The 17,746-nt window shown below is 67.0% G+C and carries 26 protein-coding genes; 11 read left to right on the top strand and 15 right to left on the bottom strand.

From position 1 onward, the window contains the following. Window position 1: 1 nt before the first annotated feature. Entirely contained in the window at window positions 2-1,180 is a 1,179-nt protein-coding gene (locus CYD53_RS01600; RefSeq protein WP_103716656.1) for a lytic murein transglycosylase, read from the bottom strand. A 188-nt stretch (window positions 1,181-1,368) separates the two neighbouring features. Between CYD53_RS01600 and CYD53_RS01595 the strand changes: the two genes are divergently transcribed. Beyond that, window positions 1,369-1,554: a hypothetical protein gene (locus CYD53_RS01595; protein WP_146055793.1), complete on the top strand. Its 186-nt coding sequence runs from the start codon at window positions 1,369-1,371 to the stop codon at window positions 1,552-1,554. A gap of 10 nt (window positions 1,555-1,564) precedes the next feature. Next, entirely contained in the window at window positions 1,565-1,798 is a 234-nt protein-coding gene (locus CYD53_RS01590; RefSeq protein WP_103716371.1) for a hypothetical protein, read from the top strand. Here CYD53_RS01590 and CYD53_RS29810 read toward each other — a convergent pair. Further along, window positions 1,732-1,962, bottom strand: coding sequence for a hypothetical protein (locus tag CYD53_RS29810; RefSeq protein WP_146055792.1), 231 nt, complete (start codon window positions 1,960-1,962; stop codon window positions 1,732-1,734). The genes CYD53_RS01590 and CYD53_RS29810 overlap by 67 nt on opposite strands. Before the next feature lie 357 nt (window positions 1,963-2,319). Between CYD53_RS29810 and CYD53_RS30820 the strand changes: the two genes are divergently transcribed. Then, window positions 2,320-2,451, top strand: a complete 132-nt coding sequence (locus CYD53_RS30820) for a hypothetical protein (protein WP_280141730.1) — start codon at window positions 2,320-2,322, stop codon at window positions 2,449-2,451. Next, a complete protein-coding gene (locus CYD53_RS01585) occupies window positions 2,448-2,642 on the top strand; it encodes a hypothetical protein (protein WP_103716370.1) in 195 nt (64 codons plus the stop codon). Before CYD53_RS30820 ends, CYD53_RS01585 begins: the two co-directional genes overlap by 4 nt. A 15-nt stretch (window positions 2,643-2,657) precedes the next feature. Here CYD53_RS01585 and CYD53_RS01580 read toward each other — a convergent pair whose 3' ends face one another. Further along, the gene (locus CYD53_RS01580; protein WP_103716369.1) at window positions 2,658-3,473 is read right to left on the bottom strand and encodes a transglutaminase-like domain-containing protein; all 816 of its coding nucleotides are present in this window, start codon (window positions 3,471-3,473) and stop codon (window positions 2,658-2,660) included. Window positions 3,474-3,565: 92 nt separating this feature from the next. Then, window positions 3,566-3,805, bottom strand: a complete 240-nt coding sequence (locus CYD53_RS01575) for a hypothetical protein (protein ID WP_146055791.1) — start codon at window positions 3,803-3,805, stop codon at window positions 3,566-3,568. 118 nt (window positions 3,806-3,923) lie between these two features. Here CYD53_RS01575 and CYD53_RS01570 point away from each other — a divergent pair, with 118 nt between their 5' ends. Together CYD53_RS01570 and CYD53_RS01565 are read left to right on the top strand one after the other, a co-directional pair. Then, window positions 3,924-5,126: a pyridoxal phosphate-dependent aminotransferase gene (locus CYD53_RS01570; protein WP_103716367.1), complete on the top strand. Its 1,203-nt coding sequence runs from the start codon at window positions 3,924-3,926 to the stop codon at window positions 5,124-5,126. A 6-nt stretch (window positions 5,127-5,132) separates the two neighbouring features. Beyond that, window positions 5,133-5,579 carry a rhodanese-like domain-containing protein gene (locus CYD53_RS01565; protein WP_103716366.1) on the top strand — a complete coding sequence of 149 codons (447 nt, stop codon included), beginning with the start codon at window positions 5,133-5,135 and terminating at the stop codon, window positions 5,577-5,579. A gap of 12 nt (window positions 5,580-5,591) precedes the next feature. Here the strand turns inward: CYD53_RS01565 and CYD53_RS01560 are convergent, their stop codons facing one another. Together CYD53_RS01560 and CYD53_RS01555 are read right to left on the bottom strand one after the other, a co-directional pair. Next, window positions 5,592-6,353, bottom strand: coding sequence for a class I SAM-dependent methyltransferase (locus CYD53_RS01560; RefSeq protein WP_103716365.1), 762 nt, complete (start codon window positions 6,351-6,353; stop codon window positions 5,592-5,594). Further along, a complete protein-coding gene (locus CYD53_RS01555) occupies window positions 6,350-6,709 on the bottom strand; it encodes a DMT family protein (protein WP_103716364.1) in 360 nt (119 codons plus the stop codon). The genes CYD53_RS01560 and CYD53_RS01555 overlap by 4 nt, the downstream gene beginning before the upstream one ends. Window positions 6,710-6,865: 156 nt before the next feature. Between CYD53_RS01555 and CYD53_RS01550 the strand changes: the two genes are divergently transcribed. Beyond that, window positions 6,866-7,345: a YaiI/YqxD family protein gene (locus CYD53_RS01550; protein ID WP_103716363.1), complete on the top strand. Its 480-nt coding sequence runs from the start codon at window positions 6,866-6,868 to the stop codon at window positions 7,343-7,345. A gap of 109 nt (window positions 7,346-7,454) precedes the next feature. Here CYD53_RS01550 and CYD53_RS01545 read toward each other — a convergent pair whose 3' ends face one another. Next, entirely contained in the window at window positions 7,455-8,267 is an 813-nt protein-coding gene (locus CYD53_RS01545) for a crotonase/enoyl-CoA hydratase family protein (protein WP_103716362.1), read from the bottom strand. 158 nt (window positions 8,268-8,425) lie between these two features. On the opposite strand from CYD53_RS01545, the gene CYD53_RS01540 reads away from it, so the two are divergent. Continuing rightward, window positions 8,426-9,400, top strand: coding sequence for a Bug family tripartite tricarboxylate transporter substrate binding protein (locus tag CYD53_RS01540; RefSeq protein WP_103716361.1), 975 nt, complete (start codon window positions 8,426-8,428; stop codon window positions 9,398-9,400). Between the two features lie 99 nt (window positions 9,401-9,499). Next, complete coding sequence (locus CYD53_RS01535) at window positions 9,500-10,627, top strand: PQQ-dependent sugar dehydrogenase (RefSeq protein WP_103716655.1); 1,128 nt, start codon at window positions 9,500-9,502, stop codon at window positions 10,625-10,627. Between the two features lie 48 nt (window positions 10,628-10,675). On the opposite strand, the gene CYD53_RS30095 is transcribed toward CYD53_RS01535, so the two are convergent. Together CYD53_RS30095 and CYD53_RS01520 are read right to left on the bottom strand one after the other, a co-directional pair. Next, on the bottom strand, window positions 10,676-11,863 hold the full coding sequence (locus tag CYD53_RS30095; protein WP_181011672.1) for a DUF5666 domain-containing protein: 1,188 nt from the start codon (window positions 11,861-11,863) through the stop codon (window positions 10,676-10,678). Continuing rightward, window positions 11,860-12,699 (bottom strand): DUF6502 family protein, encoded by an 840-nt coding sequence (locus CYD53_RS01520; RefSeq protein ID WP_103716359.1) that lies wholly within the window; start codon window positions 12,697-12,699, stop codon window positions 11,860-11,862. The genes CYD53_RS30095 and CYD53_RS01520 overlap by 4 nt, the downstream gene beginning before the upstream one ends. 128 nt (window positions 12,700-12,827) lie before the next feature. Between CYD53_RS01520 and CYD53_RS30090 the strand changes: the two genes are divergently transcribed. Both CYD53_RS30090 and CYD53_RS30085 read left to right on the top strand, forming a co-directional pair. Further along, window positions 12,828-12,992 carry a hypothetical protein gene (locus tag CYD53_RS30090; protein ID WP_181011671.1) on the top strand — a complete coding sequence of 55 codons (165 nt, stop codon included), beginning with the start codon at window positions 12,828-12,830 and terminating at the stop codon, window positions 12,990-12,992. Beyond that, window positions 12,982-13,200 carry a hypothetical protein gene (locus CYD53_RS30085; RefSeq protein ID WP_103716358.1) on the top strand — a complete coding sequence of 73 codons (219 nt, stop codon included), beginning with the start codon at window positions 12,982-12,984 and terminating at the stop codon, window positions 13,198-13,200. The genes CYD53_RS30090 and CYD53_RS30085 overlap by 11 nt, the downstream gene beginning before the upstream one ends. 79 nt (window positions 13,201-13,279) lie before the next feature. Here the strand turns inward: CYD53_RS30085 and trmD are convergent, their stop codons facing one another. The 6 genes from trmD to ffh all read right to left on the bottom strand — a co-directional run bounded on the left by trmD (window position 13,280) and on the right by ffh (window position 17,506). Continuing rightward, on the bottom strand, window positions 13,280-13,966 hold the full coding sequence (gene trmD / locus CYD53_RS01510) for a tRNA (guanosine(37)-N1)-methyltransferase TrmD (protein WP_103716357.1): 687 nt from the start codon (window positions 13,964-13,966) through the stop codon (window positions 13,280-13,282). A gap of 3 nt (window positions 13,967-13,969) precedes the next feature. Next, window positions 13,970-14,641: an HAD family hydrolase gene (locus CYD53_RS01505; protein WP_103716356.1), complete on the bottom strand. Its 672-nt coding sequence runs from the start codon at window positions 14,639-14,641 to the stop codon at window positions 13,970-13,972. After that, window positions 14,631-15,158 carry a ribosome maturation factor RimM gene (gene rimM / locus CYD53_RS01500; RefSeq protein WP_103716355.1) on the bottom strand — a complete coding sequence of 176 codons (528 nt, stop codon included), beginning with the start codon at window positions 15,156-15,158 and terminating at the stop codon, window positions 14,631-14,633. Before rimM ends, CYD53_RS01505 begins: the two co-directional genes overlap by 11 nt. 99 nt (window positions 15,159-15,257) lie before the next feature. Beyond that, the gene (gene rpsP, locus CYD53_RS01495; RefSeq protein ID WP_069692703.1) at window positions 15,258-15,617 is read right to left on the bottom strand and encodes a 30S ribosomal protein S16; all 360 of its coding nucleotides are present in this window, start codon (window positions 15,615-15,617) and stop codon (window positions 15,258-15,260) included. Window positions 15,618-15,659: 42 nt separating this feature from the next. Further along, on the bottom strand, window positions 15,660-15,923 hold the full coding sequence (locus CYD53_RS01490) for a hypothetical protein (RefSeq protein ID WP_069692704.1): 264 nt from the start codon (window positions 15,921-15,923) through the stop codon (window positions 15,660-15,662). After that, window positions 15,920-17,506: a signal recognition particle protein gene (ffh, locus tag CYD53_RS01485; protein WP_103716354.1), complete on the bottom strand. Its 1,587-nt coding sequence runs from the start codon at window positions 17,504-17,506 to the stop codon at window positions 15,920-15,922. The genes CYD53_RS01490 and ffh overlap by 4 nt, the downstream gene beginning before the upstream one ends. Between the last annotated feature and the right edge of the window lie 240 nt (window positions 17,507-17,746).

Below are 17,746 nucleotides of genomic sequence, written 5' to 3'. Positions count from 1 at the left end.
CTCACACCCGCCCGCTCTTCAGCGCCCGCAGCACCTTTTCGCCCGGCCGGCCGGTCTGCGCCATGCCGATCTTGGCCTCGATCTGCTTGATCGCCGCTCGCGTCAGCGCGCCGACCGCACCGTCCGGTTCGCCGACATCATAACCGCGCGCGATCAGCAGGCGCTGGAGCTCACGGCGCTGCTCGCGCGAGAGCGGCAGATCGTCGGTCGGCCACCGGCCCTGCACGCCGGGCCGGCCGCGAATACGGTCGGACAGAAGGGAGATGGCCAGGGCATAGGAGTCTGCGCCGTTGTAGCTGTAGGCCGCATCATAGTTCTTGAAGACGAGGAAGGCCGGCCCCTCGCGCCCCGCCGGCATCAGAAGCCCCGCATTGCCGGAGCCGGTCAGCGCCGAGCCGTCGAATTTGGCGATGCCGCGCGCCGCCCAGGACGAGACCGGCTGCTTGGGGTTGCGTCCGGTCGGACCAGAATAGCCTGATGGCACCTTGACCTCATAGCCCCAGGGCGCGCCGGTGACCCAGCCCGCCTTGGCCATGAAGTTCGCGGTCGAATGCAGCGCGTCGGGGATGGAATCGACCAGATCACGCCGGCCATCGCCATCGCCATCGACGGCCAGGCGCAGATAGGTCGAGGGGATGAACTGTGTATGGCCAAAGGCGCCAGCCCAGGAGCCGAACAGCCGATCGGCCGAAACGTCGCCGCGCTGGATGATCTGCAGCGTCGCGATCAGCTCGCCCTTGAAGAAGGCGTTGCGGCGCGGCGCAAGACAGGCCCCGGTCGAGAGCGCCTGGACGAGCGGCATCTTGCCCCTCGCCTTGCCGAAATCGCTCTCGACGCCCCAGACCGCGACGATGGTGTGGCGGTCGACGCCGAAGCGGCTTTCGGCGGCGGCGAGCGTCGAGGCATGCTGGCGCAGCATGGCGCGGCCTTCCGCGACCTTCTCGTCATCGACCAGCGTGCCGAGATAGTCCCAGATCGGCGTCTTGAACTCCGGCTGGTTGTTCATCGCCTCGATCACCTTCATGTCGGGCTGAACACCCGCCATGGCGCGGTCGAAAGTGGCGCCTGAGACGCCCTTGGCGCCCGCCTCCGAACGCAGGCCCGCAAGGCAGGACTGGAAATCCGCCTGCGCCGCCGAGGCGACGAGGATCAGAGGCAGGGCCAAGGTCAATGCGCGCATCATCTCACCGAAAACTGGGGCCACCGAATCACAAGCTTGGCGCAAATCTAGGGCTGGCCGGTTAACGGGGGTTAACCCTGACGGAGGCCGGTCGTTCCGTCTTTATGCCCGCTTTATGCGGGCCGGCGTCTTCCACATCGCAAGCTTACCGGCATGGACCTACATCTCCGGCATCGATGGAGATCGAAATGACCACGCATTCGCACTACCCCAACCCCAACCGGCAGCACCGCGCGAAAGCGGTCTACGGCACGCTGCCCAGCAAGCGGCCGATGGTGCGCCTGTTTGCGGCGGAGCTCTGCCTGCTGGGCCTGATCGCCCTTGCTGCCGCCGGCTTCATCGGCCTGCGCGCCTGGCTCACAGTGGCGAACTGAGAGCGTCACGATGGGCCAAGCCAAGCCGTTCCAACCCGAACTCGACACCACAAGCCATCTCTTCCTGGTCGGCCGCTCGACAGCCGGCTTCTGGGTCGCGCGCGATCTCGAAGGCCGCTCGGAAGGGATTTTCCGCGACAAGAAGGACGCAGTCCGCTTCGCCTTGTTCGAGGGCGGTCACGCCAATGCCGTGATGCTCTCGCCCAACGCGGTCGAGCCCAGCTTCGGCATGGGTGTCAGCTGACCGACGCCGAACAGGCGGCCAGGCAGGCTCGCCGCCTGGACCGCGACCTCGCCACAATCCTGCTCCGCGCAGCCGGCGAGATTATCGAGCAGCTCGTCGGGGTCGGTATCACCGATCCCGCCGATATCGCGCGCCGGCTCAATCGGCGCGGCTTCCCCTGCCATGGGCGCTCCCGCTGGACCGCGGGCGCGGTGAAGTCCGTGCTGCGGCGCAAGCTTGCCCGGGATGAAGCCGCGTGAAGAACCGGCGGCATGAAGAAACAGCGTGCGCTGCCCGCGCCACTGTCCTAGACTCATCATCTGCTTCGATATGACGAGGCTTGGCGTTCCGCCAGGCTCGGCCGCAGCAGGCGAAAGCCGGCCAGCCATGACGTGGCGATCCCAGGATACAGCGATCCCCCCTCGCCGCCCGGCGCGCCGGCCGCGTCGGCTCGACTCGGGTGCGCCTTGGCGTGCGCATCCCAAGGTTCGCAGACCGCGAACCCCATAGTCCCTAACAACCTCAAGCCCAGGAGCCTGACGATGTCCAAAGAACAGCGCGGCAATCGCGAAGCCAAGAAGCCCAAGCAGGACAAGCCGAAGGTCGCGGCCGCGGCACCATCGACCTTCGCGGCCGTCGTCGCCAAAGCGGCAGGCGGACCGAAGAAGAAATGATCCGCTTCAAGACGATCGAGCCCGACAAGGCCGAAAAGCCGGCGGACAAGCCTGTCGCAGCGCCGCCAGCGGTCGTGGCACCGGAGCCGGCGACCGACGACGAAGAGCCGGCTGCCAAGCCCAAGGGCATGACCCGCAAGACGCCGCTGCGGGCCAAGCGGCAGGAAGCGGCGCCGCTTTTCGACAAGTAGCGGCGGCAGCAGAGTTTACGCTGCCTCCGTCACCTCATCGGTCCAGACCTTGAAGCTCGTCAGCACATTGGGGCCGAAGGTGGTTGCGATGGCGACGTCGGCGGCGTCGCGGCCGCGCGCGATCAGCACCCGGCCGATGCGCGCGACATTGTTGCGCGGATCGAACATCTGCCAGCCGCCCTCGAGATAAGCCTCGAAGGACGCCGCGAAATCGCCGGGCGGCCAGGGCTTCGGCGTGCCGATATCGCCGAGATAGCAGGTGCAATAGCGCGCCGGGATGTTCATCGCCCGGCAGAAGGCGATGGCGAGATGGGCGTAGTCGCGGCAGACGCCGCGTCCCTCACGATAGGCGTCCGACGCGGTACGCGTCACGCTGGCGTCGTTGTAGTTGAAGGCGATGCGCTGGTTGACGAAATCGCAGATCGCCTGAACGCGCGGCGCGCCGGGCTGCGTGTGCCCGAAGAGCTGCCAGGCGAGATCGAGCAAGCGGTCGGAGTCGCAAAACCGGCTCGCGATCAGGAAAGTGATGCACTCCTCCGGCAATTGCTCGACTGGAACCTGCCCCGCATTGCGATTGAAGGCTTCGGGCAGGCCCGTGTCGGAGATCACGGCATCGGCCGTGATCCGCATATGGCCCTGCGGCGCAAGCAGCCGACTGCACCAGTTGCCGAACACGTCGCGATAGGCGCTGACGGGGACGGAGGGGCTGATGCGCATATGGTCGGGCGCGGCGAGGTCGGAGACCCGGCTGAAATGCACATGCAGCATCAGGATGACCGGGGTCGGTTGCGGAAAGTCGTAGTCGAGCTCGTAGCCGATCCTAAGTTTCACGCGATTCCTTCCGCGCGACATTGCGCGCTGGTGATAAGTGGCCCCTCAGCCGGTGCGACCATCATGCACGTTTCCGGCCAACTTGGCGCGCTTCATGGCGAAGCAGCCGGCCGGCCCGGCTGATTGCGCAGACGGTCAGCCCATTGGAACAGCTCGCGCGGCCGCTCGGCCTGGCTCGGCGCACCGGGCAGGCGGGACGCGACCGCAGGCGTATCGAGCCAGGCCGGGCGGCGCGGACACAGCGAGGCGATCTCGTGGACAGAGCCGGCCGATAGCGGCGCACGATAGCAATCGCGCTCGCGCTCCGCACGTCGACCGGTCGTCGCCGTCAAATTCGCTTCGTTGCTGGCAATGATCAAGCACTCTTGCTTGCGGTGGCGGCGCTTGAGTCCTAAACCACGCGCGCGCCAGCATCGGCGCTACCTTGTCCGCTCCCCGGAGATCAGTCCCATGGCCTTTCTTGCCGACGCCCTGAAGCGCGTGAAGCCGTCTGCGACCATCACCATCACGCAGAAGGCCCGCGATCTGAAAGCGCAGGGCAAGGACGTGATCTCGCTTTCCGTCGGCGAGCCCGATTTCGATACGCCCGACCACATCAAGGAAGCTGCCATTGCCGCCATCCGCCGCGGCGAGACGAAGTACACGCCGGTTTCCGGCATCCCGCAATTGCGCGAGGCGATCACGCGCAAGCTCAAGCGCGAGAACGGCCTCGACTACAAGCCGAGCCAGACCATCGTCTCCACAGGCGGGAAGCACGTCATCTACAACGCCCTGCTCGCCACGCTGAACCCGGGCGACGAGGTCGTCTGCGTCTCGCCCTATTGGGTCAGCTATCCCGAGATGGTGGCGCTCTGCGGGGGAACGCCGACCTTCGCCGAGACCAAGATCGAGAATGAGTTCAAGCTCCAGCCGGAGGAACTCGAGCGTGCGATCACGCCCAAGACCAAGTGGGTCATCCTCAACTCGCCTTCGAACCCCTCCGGTGCGGCCTACAGCCATGCCGAGATGAAGAAGCTGACCGACGTGCTGATGCGCCACCCCCATGTCTGGGTGCTGACGGACGACATGTACGAGCACCTTGTCTATGGCGACTTCAAATTCGTCACGCCCGCCCAGGTCGAGCCCGGCCTCTACGAGCGCACGCTCACCATGAACGGCGTCTCGAAGTCCTACGCCATGACCGGCTGGCGCATCGGCTACGCGGCGGGCCCGCAGCATCTGATGAACGCCATGGACCTCGTCCAGGGCCAGCAGACCTCGGGCACCTCGGCGATCTCGCAATGGGCCGCGGTCGAGGCGCTGGACGGCACGCAGGAGCACATCCCGGTGTTCCGCAAGGCCTTCGAGCGCCGGCGCGACCTCGTCGTCTCCATGCTGAACCAGACGCGCGGGCTGGTCTGCCCCAAGCCCGAAGGCGCCTTCTACGTCTATCCCGACTGCTCGGCCTTGATCGGCAAGAAGCTGCCCAACGGCAAGACGATCGAGACCGACGAGGATCTGGTGATGGGCCTGTTGGAAGATCAGGCCGTCGCCGCCGTGCACGGCTCGTCCTTTGGGCTCGGGCCCAACTTCCGCATCTCCTACGCGACCTCCGACGAGAAGCTGGAAGAGGCTTGCCGCCGCATCCAGCGCTTCTGCGCCGAACTGCGCTGAGACTCAATGTCAGGGGGCGAGAGCCGGCTGCAGGCTGCCGCTCGCCCTCTGTCCCGCCGCCATCTGCTGGTGGCGCTGTCCTCGATAGTGCTGGCGGAAACCGCCCGCGCGCAAAGCTCGGGCACGCTGTCGGCCCGCGAGGCCCATGACGGCCTCGCAGCCGGCGCCCTGCTCGTCATCGACATCCGCACGCCCGACGAATGGACCGACACCGGCATCCCGCAGGGAGCGGTCCGGCTCGACGCCGAGTCGGCCGGCTTCGAGGTCCGGCTCGCAGGCATACGGCTCGACCATCCCGGCAAGCGCATCGCCTTGATCGACCGCAGCGGCGGGCTGGCAGCCAGCATCCAGGCGAAGCTCGCCGGCCGCGGCTGGCGCGACCTCGTCTTGGTCCGCGGCGGCATGCTGGGGCCAGGCGGCTGGCTCTCGGAGAAGCTGCCGGTAGTGCCCTGACCGTCCTGCAGATCAGGTGATCTCAGCCAGCCTTGTGTCCTGCGACAGCACCAGACACCAATGCGGCTCGAAATCGGCGCCCAGCGGCCAGATGAAATCCTCGAAGATCGCAAGCAGCCGCGCCTGGTAGCGCTCGAACCAGGCCTTCTGGCAGAGCACGAACTTGGCCGCTCCGACGATGGTCTCGCGGTCGATCACGCAGAGCGGCACGATCTCCGGATTGGCCTCGAGATAGGCCTGCACCGTCACCATCAAGGTCGGGTAGCCCGGATGCAGCATGTCGTCGAGCACGATCAGCCCGCCCTCGGTGAGGCAGGCCGTGGCGAGCGCCAGGTCCTTGCCCAGCGCCGCACGCGAATGCTCGCCATCGATATGGATGAAGCGGAAGCGCGAACCGCCGGCATGGTCCATCAGCTCGGCCGGCGTCATCGCGCCGCTGTCGCCCTTCACGGTAACGCGCCGTTCGGGCTCGATGCCATGCTTCAGGCAATTGGCCTCGAAGCGGTCCTTCACCCCGTCATCTGGCCAGGAGAAGATGTCGAGCGCAACCGCAAGCTCACCGGGCGCCAATGCATGCGCCAGCGCGATGAAGAAGCGGCCCTCGAACGCACCGATCTCTGCCAGCGGCCCGCCCAGGCCCTCTTCCGTCTGGAGCCGCAGCAGCCGCGCGCAGATCGCGGCGGCAAAGCGCGAGGACATGCCGACGACACCGTCATAGCCCTGCGCGAGATAGGCAGCGACTGCAGGGTGCCCGGGCGAGGGAATCGCCGTCACGCGACCTTGCCCTGGAAGATGAAGAAGGCTCCGGCTGCGATCAGCGCGAAGCCGATGACGTGGTTCCAGCTCAGCTGCTCCTTCAGCCAGAACACCGAGAACAGCGCGAAGACGGTCAGGGTGATGACCTCCTGCATCGTCTTGAGCTGGGCGGCGGAATAGACCGCAGAGCCGATGCGGTTGGCGGGCACAGCCAGCATGTATTCGGCCAGCGCGATCGACCAGCTGACCAGAATGGCGATCCAGAGCGCCGTGCTCTTGTAGCTGAGATGCCCGTACCAGGCGAAGGTCATGAAGACATTGGAGCCGATCAGCATGACGATCGGCAGGATATGCGCGGCGGAGATTGCGGGCATGGAAAGAATGGTTCCGTTGGCGGGACGCTGGACAACTCTAGGGCGGCTGCACTGTTCCCGACAGCGTCGGGGTCAAAGCGCGGGGATGCGATGGCACCAGCGTGAGCCGAGCGCAATCACCCTTCACCGGGAAGACAGGCCTGCTATAGCGAACCGATGACGGATCATCCCAAAACGATCGCCATCTATGTCGATGCCGATGCCTGCCCGGTGAAGCCGGAGATCTACCGGGTCGCCGAGCGCCATCGCCTGAGGGTCTTCGTCGTCGCCAACAGCTTCATGGCGGTGCCGCGCGAGCCCTGGATCGAGCGCGTGATCGTCTCCGACGGTTTCGATGCCGCCGACAACTGGATCGCCGAACGTGTCTCGCGCGGGTCGATCGTCATCACCTCCGACATCCCGCTCGCCGACCGCTGCATCAAGGCCGGCGCGGACGTCATCGGCTCGACCGGCAAACCCTTCACCGAGGCCTCGATCGGCATGGCGCTGGCAACGCGCGACATGATGGAGGATCTGCGGGCGATGGGCGCGGCAAGCGGCGGACCAAAACCCTTCTCGCCGAAGGACCGCTCGGCCTTCCTCCAGGCGCTCGACCTGGCGATCCAGCGCCTGAAGCGGGCGGGGCTCGCAGGGTAGCCAGTCAAAATCGCCATGGCTGGCCTTGAGCCGACCGCCTTTGCCCGAAGAAGGCGCCCAGACGGCTGCCGGGTCGAGGCTTCGCTCCGCCTGGGAATGACGTTCAGTCTCAGATATCCCCGAAATCTCCGCCGCGCCCCTTGCCGCTGGCGAACCGTCCCGCTCCAGCCGCGCCCTCCGTCGCAATTGTAGCAACGCCACCGGCCCATTCCCGCGCCAGCGCCTCCCGCACGGGCAGACCATGGCCGGCGATCGCGCTGCGGCGGTCGGCGAGCATCGCGCCCTGCGGAAAGCGAGCGATCTGCTGCGCCATCGCTTCGGCGGCCGCACGCGCCTGCCCGTGCGGCACGGTCTGCTCGCACAACCCGATCAGCAGCGCCTCCTGCGCCTCCACCTTGCGGCCGGTCATGATGATCTCCAGTGCCCGACCTTGCCCGACCAGGCGCGGCAGCCGCACTGTGCCGCCATCGATCAGCGGGATGCCCCAGCGCCGGCAATAGACCCCGAAATAGGCATTCTCCGCCATCACGCGGACATCGCACCAGAGTGCGAGCTCCATCCCGCCCGCCACCGCCGGCCCCTCGATCGCCGCGATCAACGGCTTGCTCATCTCCAGCCGCGAGGGCCCCATCGGCCCGCGCGGCGGCATGGTTCCGTCGGCGGGAAAAGCGAGCCCCTCGACGATCTCGGCCTGGAATCGCGCCGCGTCGGTAAAGGCCTGCGCATATTTCAAATCCCAGCCGGCGCAGAACGCCCCGCCCTCGCCCCAGAATACGATCGCCGACACGGAAGCCTCCGCGTCGAGTTCAAGAAATGCCTTGGTCAACGCCTCAGCGCTTTCCGGGTCCATGGCATTGCGCGCCTCGGGCCGGCTGTGGATCACGGTCGCGACCTTGCCGGCGCGTTCGATGCGGATGGCCATCCGATCTCCTCCCTGTCCCTTGTCGTCGAGGGTCTGATTTTCGCACAGGCTACAGGCCTTGGCTGCGCATAGAGCTGCCGCTGGACGCATGACGCCTTTGTCCGTAAATCACCAGGCAACAAGGCCCGTCTCCAAGACGGGCGCTGGGGAGGAAATTCATGTCGTTGACCCGCCGTTCCGCGCTCGGCCTGATGGCCGGAGCCGTCTTCGCGCCGTCGATCGTCCGGGCGCAGAGTTTTCCGGCCAGGCCGATCAGCCTCGTCGTGCCCTATCCGGCGGGTGGCCCCACCGACGCCATCGCCCGCTTCGTGGCGCAGGAGATGTCGAGTTCGATCGGCCAGAACGTGCTGGTCGACAACCGCGCCGGCGCCTCGGGCGCGGTCGGGACGCGCGCCGTCGCCCATGGTGCAGCCGACGGCTACACCATCGTCTTCGGCAACAACCAGACGCATGGCAACAACATGTTCCTGCTGAAGGAGCCGGGCTATGACGCCGTCAAGGATTTTGCCCCGCTCTGCGGCGTCGGCGCCTTCGAGCACGCCTTCGTCGTCCGCAACGACCTGCCCGCAAAGACCATCGCGGAACTGGTCGCGCTGGCCAAGGCCGAACCGGGCAAGCTGAACTACGGCTCGACCGGCGTCGGTTCAGGCTCGCATCTTGCGATGGAATTGTTCATGCAGCGCACCGGCATCAAGATGACGCATGTGCCCTTCCGGGGGGCCGCTCCCCTGGTGCAGGAGATCGTCGGCGGGCGCATCGACATCGCCAATTCAACGCTGCCGAGCGTGCTTGAACAGATCAACGCCGGCACGATGCGCGCCCTTGCCTTGGCGAGCCCCGAGCGCAACCCGCGCGCCAAGGACATCCCGACCTTGCGCGAACAGGGCGTGAGCAATGCCGATGCCGACAGCTGGGCGGCGTTCTTCGCCCCCGCGGCGACGCCCGCCCCTGTTCTCGACCAGCTCTCCAAGGCGGTGATGGCGGCGATCGCCAAGCCCGCGATCACCGAGTCGATCCTGAAGCTCGGCTTCACGCTGAAGGTCCGCGATCCCGACACCTTCAGGCCCTATCATCTTCAGGAGATCGCGACCTGGAAGCAGATCATCGCCGATGCCGGCGTGAAGCCGGAATGACGCACGCCAACTCACGTCAGCGTGAGTTGGAAGCAACCGAGTGGTGATCGGCGCGGTTGTTCCTATCTGACTGTCTGACGTCGGATCAGGAGCGCCATGATGCATCGACCCGTTCTCGCCCTGGCGCTCGCGGCCGCACTGTCCCTGCCTTTCCCGTCGGCCCGGGCCCAGCAGCGCTTTCCCTCGAGCGCAGGCGAGCTTCTGGTCGAGACCGTGGCAGGCGGGCTGGAGCATCCCTGGGGCCTCGCCTTCCTGCCCGATGGCCGCATGCTGGTGACGGAGCGCCCGGGCCGGCTGCGAATCGCCTCCGGCGACGGCACGCTCTCGCGGCCATTGACAGGTGTGCCCAATGTCGCCGGCCGAGGCCAGGGCGGCCTGCTCGATGTGGCGCTCGATCCGAAATTCGCCGAGAACCGGCTGATCTATCTCTCCTTCTCCGAGCCTCGCGTCGGCGGCAACGGCACGAGCGTGGCGCGCGGCCGGCTCAATGCCAACGGCACGGGGTTGGAGAATGTCGCCGTCATCTTCCGGCAGATGCCGGCGATCAACAGCACCTTGCATTTCGGATCGCGGCTCGTCTTCGACCGCACCGGCGCGCTCTTCGTCACGGTCGGGGATCGCTACAGCGAGCGCGACCAGGCCCAGAATCCGGGGAACCACCTCGGCAAGATCATCCGCATCCGTCCCGAAGGCGGCACGCCCGCCGATAATCCGAAGAAGCCGGGCTGGCAGCCGGAGATCTGGTCGATCGGCCACCGGAATGTGCAGGGCGCGGCGCTCCACCCCGACACCGGCCAGCTCTGGACCGCCGAGCACGGCGCGCGCGGCGGCGACGAGGTCAACACGCCGAAGGCCGGGCTGAACTATGGTTGGCCCGTCATCACTTATGGCGTCGACTATTCCGGTGCCAAGATCGGCGAGGGCACGGCCAAGTCCGGCATGGAGCAGCCGCTGTTCTACTGGGACCCGTCGATCGCGCCCTCGGGAGCAACCTTCTATACGGGCAGCATCTGGCCCGCCTGGAGGAACTCGCTCTTCGTCGGGGCGCTCGCCGGGCAGATGTTGATCCGGCTTTCAACCAGCGGCGAGACGGTAAGCGGCGAGGAGCGGCTGCTGACCACGCTGGGTGAGCGCATCCGCGATGTCCGCCAGGGACCCGACGGCTATCTCTATCTGCTCAGCGACGACGCCAAAGGCAAGGTGCTGAGGCTGCGCCCGGCGCGGTGATCACCAGGCCCGTTCGACGGTTGCCTGCGGCAGCCCTGTCCTGAAGGCTCAGCGCGGCCCCCCACCTACGCCACCGGAGCCGCCACCACCTCCACCGGCACCTCCTCCGCCACCGGGACCACCGCCACTTCCACCAGCACCACCTCCGCCGCCGGGGCCGCCACCGCCGCCCTCGGCACCGGCGCCATTGCCTCCCGGGCCACCGCCCGGTCCGCCTCCGGGGCCGCCAGCTCCGGGACCACCCGGCCCCGCACCACCCGATCCGGGTGCACCGCCGCCGGAGCCGCCACCGCCTTCCGAGCCGTTGCCGCCGCCCTCGACCCGGATCGCGGCAAGGCTCAGCCCGCCCCGTGTATCGACCATGAGTTCGACCACTGCACGTGCCGTCGTCAGATCGGGGATCGATGCTACGCCGGCAGCGTCGGCAAAGGCGAGGCCGCTGCCGAAGCGCAGATTCGTACCCTCGCGACGCAGGAAGGCCTCGAGCGACAGGCGCGTCACGCCCGGTTCGAGCGGCAGCGCCTCGGGCGCCATATGCGCGACGACGAAGCCCGCTGCGCTCGGCCGGCCGGTCACGACGAGGCGTTGCCCGACCCAGGCGGCGTCGGCCCCGGCGAGCTTCAGCCCACCGATCCAGAAGCCCTCATCATCGGCTTCGACCGTCCCGGTGACATGATCGCGCCCCGCCTTGGCAGGCTCGACCAGGCTCGCCACGATGACCGCGTCGGGCCGGCGCAGGCCGCTGACCGCAACATAGGCGCCCGGACGCCACCAGGGAGCTTGCTCCAGCCCGGACACATCGACGCGCTGGTTGAGCACATTCATCGTCCCATCTGCGATCTCGCGGATCCGGCCGACGACCTCGTGCACCACCGCGATCCGGGAGGTGACCGGCCCGGCCCTTCCCGGCCTGGCCGCCACACGCACGATCTGGCCGAGGCGCAGATCCCGCGACGATGCGGCCCTGCCATCGATCGTCACCGGAACGCGTGGCGGATAGGCAATACGGACATCGTTGACGACGATGCTGCCGAAACGGCGAATGGTGCCGACGAAGCCGGTGCCACCAATGCCGCGATCCCCGCTGGCCTCGGTGGAGGGCGCAGCTCCCGTGCCGCCAATGCCCCGGTCTCCGACTGCCTGCGCCTGCAGGCGCTGCACCGTTTCCGGCAAGACAAAGCCGCCGGCGAGCAGGGCCAGCAAATGGCGGCGCGAGAGCAGGGAAGCGCGCCTCACCGCGGCTCGCCGGCGTCTGCGCCGGTCGCCTCGCCATAGACATAGACACCGAAATTCCAGCGCGCCGAACCGCCCGGATCCGTCAGGCAGGCAGCGTGCGCCTCCCGATTGGCCGTCTGCAGAGCCTCCAGGGCCAGCACGCGGGCGCGCTGCTCGAGCTTGCGGGCAAGCTCCGGCGAGAGACCGTCATAGTGCACGGCGCGCTCCAGAAAGGGAGGTTCGGCGGAAAGCACGTTGGAGACCGCCGCGGCGACATGATCGTGCAGGTTACGGCCGAAATAATACAGCTTCCGCTCATCGTCCCCACGCGGGATGAAGGCCGCCTCGGCGAGTACGACCCGCCCCTCGCCATCGAGGCTGACGAGGCCGCTGTCGAGCCATTCGTCGAGCACGGCACGCGGCCGGACATCGCGCGTCACCGAAGCGACGAGCGCCTCGAAGGAGGGCTCGGCATCGCCCGCCAGGCGCGCCAGCGGCAATGGCTTGCCGTCAGGCGCGCTGAAGGCCGGATCGGCCAGCCAGCGCGAGACGATCGAGGAGGTCCGCGAGACAGAGGCCGGCACGGTCGCGACCGGAGCCCCGGCGCCGCGCAACCGGCTGACCTCCTTGCGATGAATGCCCGTCAGCAGGCTGACGCGGCTATCCGTCTGTTCCTTGCCCGGCAGGCCGAAATCATGCTCGGCCACATTGACGTAAAGCTCGCGCAGGAGCTGGGCCAGCGCCGGAAAGGTCGTGCCGCTGCGGATGCATAATCGCACCAATGGCCGCAGCAGGCGAGCGAGTGGCCCCTGCAGCGCGGCGGCTTCCGGGGCGGAACGCGGCGGCACGAATGTCATCGCTCTCACTTACTCAATCACGACGTGGGACACAATCCCACAAAATTTTGCGCCGCACTCTTGACGCGGGCAGCTCGCCTGGATTTGTATGTGGGAAATATACCCACACAAAACACTTCGAGAAAAACATGGTCGCCGCCAGCTTCGCCGCAGAGCCTCCCCTCACGATCGACCGCCCAGCCTCGCAACCGAGCCACCACGCCGGGCTTGCCCGGCTTGGCCGCTGCCTGTGGCTCGGCTGCGCCTTCGCAACGCCCTATCTCGTCTTCCTGTGGCAGAGCCATGCGCGCTGAACCTGTCGCTTCCGCCAACCGGGTCTTCTCGATGAACGCGTTCGAACCGGCCAATCGCAAGGCTCAGCCTGCGCGCCAGGTGACAGCGGGCCCGCAGGAGGCAGCAAGCTTCGACCTCAACACCGGGCTGATCATCTTCATGCTCGGGCTGATCATCGGCTTCGTCTTCGCCGTGCCCTATGCGGTCTTCATGCTCGGGCTGGAATAGCGGCCCGGACAGAACCGGGGCGCGAGGACCTCGGCAGAGCTTGCTTGCCGATCAAGCCTTGTCCATCAAACCTTGCCGGTCAGGCCTTGCCGATCAGGTCCGGCCGCCGCTCGCGCGTGATCTTCTCCGCCTGTTCGCGCCGCCATCTGGCGATGCGGGCATGATCGCCCGAAAGCAGCGCCTCGGGCAGGCCCCTGCCCTCCCATTCGCGGGGGCGCGTATAGTGCGGGTATTCGAGCAGCCCGTTCTCGAAGCTTTCGTCCTGGCCCGACAATTCCTTGCCCATCACACCGGGGATCAGGCGCACGCAGGCATCGAGCAGCAGCAGCGCCGCCATTTCGCCGCCTGACAGGATATAGTCGCCGACGGAGATCTCGGTCAGGCCGCGCCCCTCGATGACGCGTTCGTCGACGCCCTCGAAACGGCCGCAGACGATGACGACGCCCTCGCCCGCCACCCATTCCCGCACCTGCCCCTGGTCGAGCCTGCGGCCGCGCGGCGACATCAGCAGGCGCGGCCGGCCGTCGTCAGCGGGAACCGCCGCATCGATCGCCGCAGCCAGCACGTCGCAGCGCAGCACCATGCCGGCCCCGCCACCGGCCGGGTTGTCGTCGACATTGCGATGGCGGCCGATGCCATGGTCGCGGATCTGGTGTGTCTCCAGCGACCACAGGCCCTTGCGCAAGCCCTCGCCCGCCAGCGAAACACCAAGCGGGCCGGGAAACATCTCGGGATAGAGCGTCAGGACAGAGGCGCGAAAAGCCATCGCTCAAGCAAAGCGCAGCGCAGGCAGCCCGTCCAGTGCCGCGAAATCCTTGGCGCTGGCGATGACGTTGTCGAAGCTGTCGAAATCCCTGGCGCCGAGCATGCTCAGGATCGCGACCGCGCGCATGCCGGCGCGGCGTGCGGCCTCGACGCCGTTGGGCGCGTCCTCGAAGACGATGCAAGCTTCGGGGGCGACCGTCATGCGTTCGGCAGCCCCGAGGAACAGGTCCGGATTCGGCTTGCCGCGAAAGCCCTGGGACGGCGCGATGATCGTGGCGAAGCGCAAGCGCAGGCCCAGCGTGTCGAGCACGATGTCGATATTGCCGGGGGGAGCCGCCGTGGCGACAGCCATCGGCACGCCGGCCGCATCGGCCCGCGCCATCAGCTCGAGAAGCCCGGGCATCGGCGCAACATGCGGGCCGTAGTTCCGCCGGTAGAAGAGTTCCTTCTCCCTGCCCATCGCCTCGATCTCAGCCGGAGTGGCATTGGGAAAGAGCGGGCTGATGATTTCGCCGACTGCCATGCCGGCAGTGTGCGAAAAGAAGCTGTCGCGGTCGAAGGGCAATCCATGCGTCACATGCAGATGCTCCCAGGCATCCTCATGGAAGCGCATATTGTCGACGATCGTGCCGTCCATATCGAAGATCAGCGCGCCGACGGGACCGTTATTTGTCATCGTCGACCTCGAACAAGCCCTCGGGCGGCTCGGCCTCGATGCGGCGGGCCGCGACGTCGATGCGCGGTGCGAAAGCCCTGGTGAAGGGCATCAGCACCGAGCGGCCGTCAGGCGTCGCGATGTCTAGCAGATCGCCGGCGCCGTAATTGGCGACGGCCGTGACCGTGCCGAGCACCGCGCCATCGGGTCCGACGACCACACAGCCGATCAGATCGGCCTGCAGGAACTCGTCCTCATCCTCGACCGGCGGGAGCTTGTCGCGGGCGACGAAGAGCTTCACCCCGGCCAGGCTCTCGGCCGCCTCACGGCTGGTCACGCCCTTGAGCCGGGCGACGACGACTTCCTTGGCCGGGCGGATATCGGCGATCTCGAAACGCCGGCCCGCCTCGTCACTGAGTGGGCCGTAATCGGCGATCGCCAGCGGGTCGCCGGTGAAGGCCTTGATCCGGACCTCGCCCTTGATGCCATGGGCTGCGCCGATGACGCCGAGCAGGACGAGATCGGTATCAGCGGCCATCAGGCGTCATGGCCGGGCTTGACCCGACCATCTCCTGCCAGAGGTTCCCGGATCGAAGCTGAGCTTCGCCCGAGAATGACGCCTGGACCCGCATCAAGCTCACGCCTCGGCTTCAGCCGGGGCAGCGCTCTTGGCGGCGTTCTTCTCGGCGCGCTCCTTGGCCTTCTCGCCAGGAAGAGCCTTGTTCGGGTTGTTGCGGGCCGGACGCTTGGCGAGGCCGGCAGCGTCGAGGAAGCGCAGCACGCGGTCGGTCGGCTGGGCGCCCTTGGCGAGCCAATCCTTGGCCTTCTCGAGATCGAGCACGACGCGCTCGGCCGAATCCTTCGCCTTCATCGGGTCATAGGAGCCGATCTTCTCGATGAAGCGGCCATCGCGCGGCGAGCGGGCATCGGCGACGACGATGCGGTAGTACGGGCGCTTCTTGGCGCCGCCACGGGTCAGGCGGATCTTGAGGGACATTCGCGTCTTCCTTGGTTGGGTATCGTTTGGGTTGGGTTGAACTCAGGCTTTGTTGTCGTCGACCAGTTGATCGATCATGGCCCAGGGATCGTCCTTCATGCCGGTCGACGTGAAGACTTCGAGATCGATGGAGCCGTCCTCGAGAACGTCGATCTCCCAGTATTCTCCGGGCGCATGCACGAAGAAGGAGAAGGCGTCGTCCCGGTAGGATGAGGTTTCGTAGGACAGGTTGGCATCGTCGAGACGCGCCTTCACCTGCTTGAACACGTCGAACATGCCGACGCGCATATCGGTCGGTTTGGTCATTTCTTCTTCCCTCCGAAGGGATTGTTGCCCCCAAGCCCAGGGAGACCGCTGCCAAGCCCCGGCAGCTTCGGCATCATGCCGGCAGGCGGGGTGACGCCCTTGGGCAGCCCCGGGAAACCGCCCGGCGGAAGGCCCGGCATGCCGCCGCCTGCGCCCATCTGCTTCTGCAGTTCGGCGAGTTGCGCCGGATCCATCTTCGACGGGTCGAGCCCGCCCGGCAAGCCGCCCATGCCGCCGCCGCCAATCCCGAACATCTGGCCGAGCTTGCCGAGCATGCCGCCCTTCTGCTTGCTCATCGCCTTCATCATGTCGGCCATGCCGCGATGCATCTTGAGCAGCTTGTTGATCGCCTCCGGCGACGTGCCCGAGCCCGCTGCGATACGCTTCTTGCGGCTGTTCTTGAGCAGGTCCGGGTTCTTGCGCTCGGCCGCCGTCATGGAATCGATGATGGCGATCTGGCGCTTGATCATCTTGTCGTTCACGCCGGAATTGGCGAGCTGACCCTGCATCTGCTTCATGCCGGGCAGCATGCCCATGACGCCGCCAAGCCCGCCCATCTTCTCCATCTGCTGCAATTGCGTGCGCATGTCGGAGAGGTCGAAATTGCCCTTGGCGAGACGCTGCGCCAGCGCCTGGGCCTTGTCGGCATCGACCGTCTCGGCCGCGCGCTCGACCAGGCCGACGATGTCGCCCATGCCGAGAATGCGATTGGCGACGCGCGAAGGATGGAAATCCTCGAGCGCATCGACCTTTTCGCCGGTGCCGACGAGCTTGATCGGCTTGCCGGTGACGGCGCGCATCGAGAGCGCCGCACCGCCGCGGCCATCGCCATCCATGCGGGTCAGGACGATGCCGGTGAGGCCGACGCGCGCATCGAAGGCGCGCGCCGTGTTGACGGCGTCCTGGCCGGTCAGCGCGTCGGCGACGAGCAGCACTTCATGCGGATTCGTCGCAGCCTTCACCTCGGCGACTTCCGCCATCAGCGTGTCGTCGAGCGTGACGCGGCCGGCAGTGTCGAGCATGACGACGTCGTAGCCGCCGAGCTTGCCGGCCTCGATCGCGCGGCGCGCGATCTGCACGGCGCTCTGGCCGGCCACGATCGGCAAGGTCTCGACACCGACCTGCTTGCCCAGGATGGCGAGCTGCTCCATCGCGGCGGGTCGCCGCGTATCGAGCGAGGCCATCAGGACACGCTTCTTGTTGCGGTCGGTCAGGCGCTTGGCGATCTTGGCCGTCGAGGTCGTCTTGCCCGAGCCCTGAAGACCGACCATCAGGATCGGCACCGGCGGCACGGCATCGAGCGTGATGCCTTCGCCTTCGCCGCCGAGCATGTCGATCAGCGCGTCATTGACGATCTTGATGACCTGCTGGCCGGGCGTGACCGATTTCAGCACTTCCGCGCCGACGGCCCGTTCGCGCACCTTCTCGGTGAAGGAGCGCACGACCTCGAGCGCGACGTCGGCCTCGAGCAACGCCTTGCGCACCTCGCGCAGCGCGGCGTTGACGTCCTCCTCGGTCAGCGAACCCCTGCGGGTGAGCCCCGAGAGGATGCCCGATAGCCTGTCGCTCAAAGTGCCGAACATGCTGTGCCTCAACGAGCCGAAACGAAAAGCCCTATCGCCAAACGGTTTCGCGCCCGAGGGCGCAGACGCGCTGTCGGGCGTTGACCTCCGGGCTCGCGAGGCTCTGATGAGCGGCCCGGTCGGCTGATGTGGTCTCGACGATGTCGGCGAAACGAATGCGCGGGTTAAAGCCGAAGATTGTGGCGAAAGTCAAGGTTGGCCCATCGGGTCAGAGCATTTTCGAGCAAAGTGGACACCGGC

It is taken from the genome of Allobosea psychrotolerans (assembly GCF_002917105.1).
In the GTDB taxonomy this organism is placed as follows: Bacteria; Pseudomonadota; Alphaproteobacteria; order Rhizobiales; family Beijerinckiaceae; genus Allobosea; species Allobosea psychrotolerans.
This window is presented reverse-complemented; position numbering and strand designations above follow the sequence as displayed.

Excerpts from the sequence above, each read along its gene's own strand:
- CYD53_RS01600 (WP_103716656.1), bottom strand. The coding sequence starts at position 1,180 with ATGCGCGCATTGACCTTGGCCCTGCCTCTGATCCTCGTCGCCTCGGCG.
- CYD53_RS01595 (WP_146055793.1), top strand. The coding sequence starts at position 1,369 with ATGACCACGCATTCGCACTACCCCAACCCCAACCGGCAGCACCGCGCG.
- CYD53_RS01590 (WP_103716371.1), top strand. The coding sequence starts at position 1,565 with ATGGGCCAAGCCAAGCCGTTCCAACCCGAACTCGACACCACAAGCCAT.
- CYD53_RS29810 (WP_146055792.1), bottom strand. The coding sequence starts at position 1,962 with ATGGCAGGGGAAGCCGCGCCGATTGAGCCGGCGCGCGATATCGGCGGG.
- CYD53_RS30820 (WP_280141730.1), top strand. The coding sequence starts at position 2,320 with ATGTCCAAAGAACAGCGCGGCAATCGCGAAGCCAAGAAGCCCAAGCAG.
- CYD53_RS01585 (WP_103716370.1), top strand. The coding sequence starts at position 2,448 with ATGATCCGCTTCAAGACGATCGAGCCCGACAAGGCCGAAAAGCCGGCG.
- CYD53_RS01570 (WP_103716367.1), top strand. The coding sequence starts at position 3,924 with ATGGCCTTTCTTGCCGACGCCCTGAAGCGCGTGAAGCCGTCTGCGACC.
- CYD53_RS01565 (WP_103716366.1), top strand. The coding sequence starts at position 5,133 with ATGTCAGGGGGCGAGAGCCGGCTGCAGGCTGCCGCTCGCCCTCTGTCC.
- CYD53_RS01555 (WP_103716364.1), bottom strand. The coding sequence starts at position 6,709 with ATGCCCGCAATCTCCGCCGCGCATATCCTGCCGATCGTCATGCTGATC.
- CYD53_RS01550 (WP_103716363.1), top strand. The coding sequence starts at position 6,866 with ATGACGGATCATCCCAAAACGATCGCCATCTATGTCGATGCCGATGCC.
- CYD53_RS01545 (WP_103716362.1), bottom strand. The coding sequence starts at position 8,267 with ATGGCCATCCGCATCGAACGCGCCGGCAAGGTCGCGACCGTGATCCAC.
- CYD53_RS01540 (WP_103716361.1), top strand. The coding sequence starts at position 8,426 with ATGTCGTTGACCCGCCGTTCCGCGCTCGGCCTGATGGCCGGAGCCGTC.
- CYD53_RS01535 (WP_103716655.1), top strand. The coding sequence starts at position 9,500 with ATGCATCGACCCGTTCTCGCCCTGGCGCTCGCGGCCGCACTGTCCCTG.
- CYD53_RS01520 (WP_103716359.1), bottom strand. The coding sequence starts at position 12,699 with ATGACATTCGTGCCGCCGCGTTCCGCCCCGGAAGCCGCCGCGCTGCAG.
- CYD53_RS30090 (WP_181011671.1), top strand. The coding sequence starts at position 12,828 with ATGGTCGCCGCCAGCTTCGCCGCAGAGCCTCCCCTCACGATCGACCGC.
- CYD53_RS30085 (WP_103716358.1), top strand. The coding sequence starts at position 12,982 with ATGCGCGCTGAACCTGTCGCTTCCGCCAACCGGGTCTTCTCGATGAAC.
- trmD (WP_103716357.1), bottom strand. The coding sequence starts at position 13,966 with ATGGCTTTTCGCGCCTCTGTCCTGACGCTCTATCCCGAGATGTTTCCC.
- CYD53_RS01505 (WP_103716356.1), bottom strand. The coding sequence starts at position 14,641 with ATGACAAATAACGGTCCCGTCGGCGCGCTGATCTTCGATATGGACGGC.
- rimM (WP_103716355.1), bottom strand. The coding sequence starts at position 15,158 with ATGGCCGCTGATACCGATCTCGTCCTGCTCGGCGTCATCGGCGCAGCC.
- rpsP (WP_069692703.1), bottom strand. The coding sequence starts at position 15,617 with ATGTCCCTCAAGATCCGCCTGACCCGTGGCGGCGCCAAGAAGCGCCCG.
- CYD53_RS01490 (WP_069692704.1), bottom strand. The coding sequence starts at position 15,923 with ATGACCAAACCGACCGATATGCGCGTCGGCATGTTCGACGTGTTCAAG.
- ffh (WP_103716354.1), bottom strand. The coding sequence starts at position 17,506 with ATGTTCGGCACTTTGAGCGACAGGCTATCGGGCATCCTCTCGGGGCTC.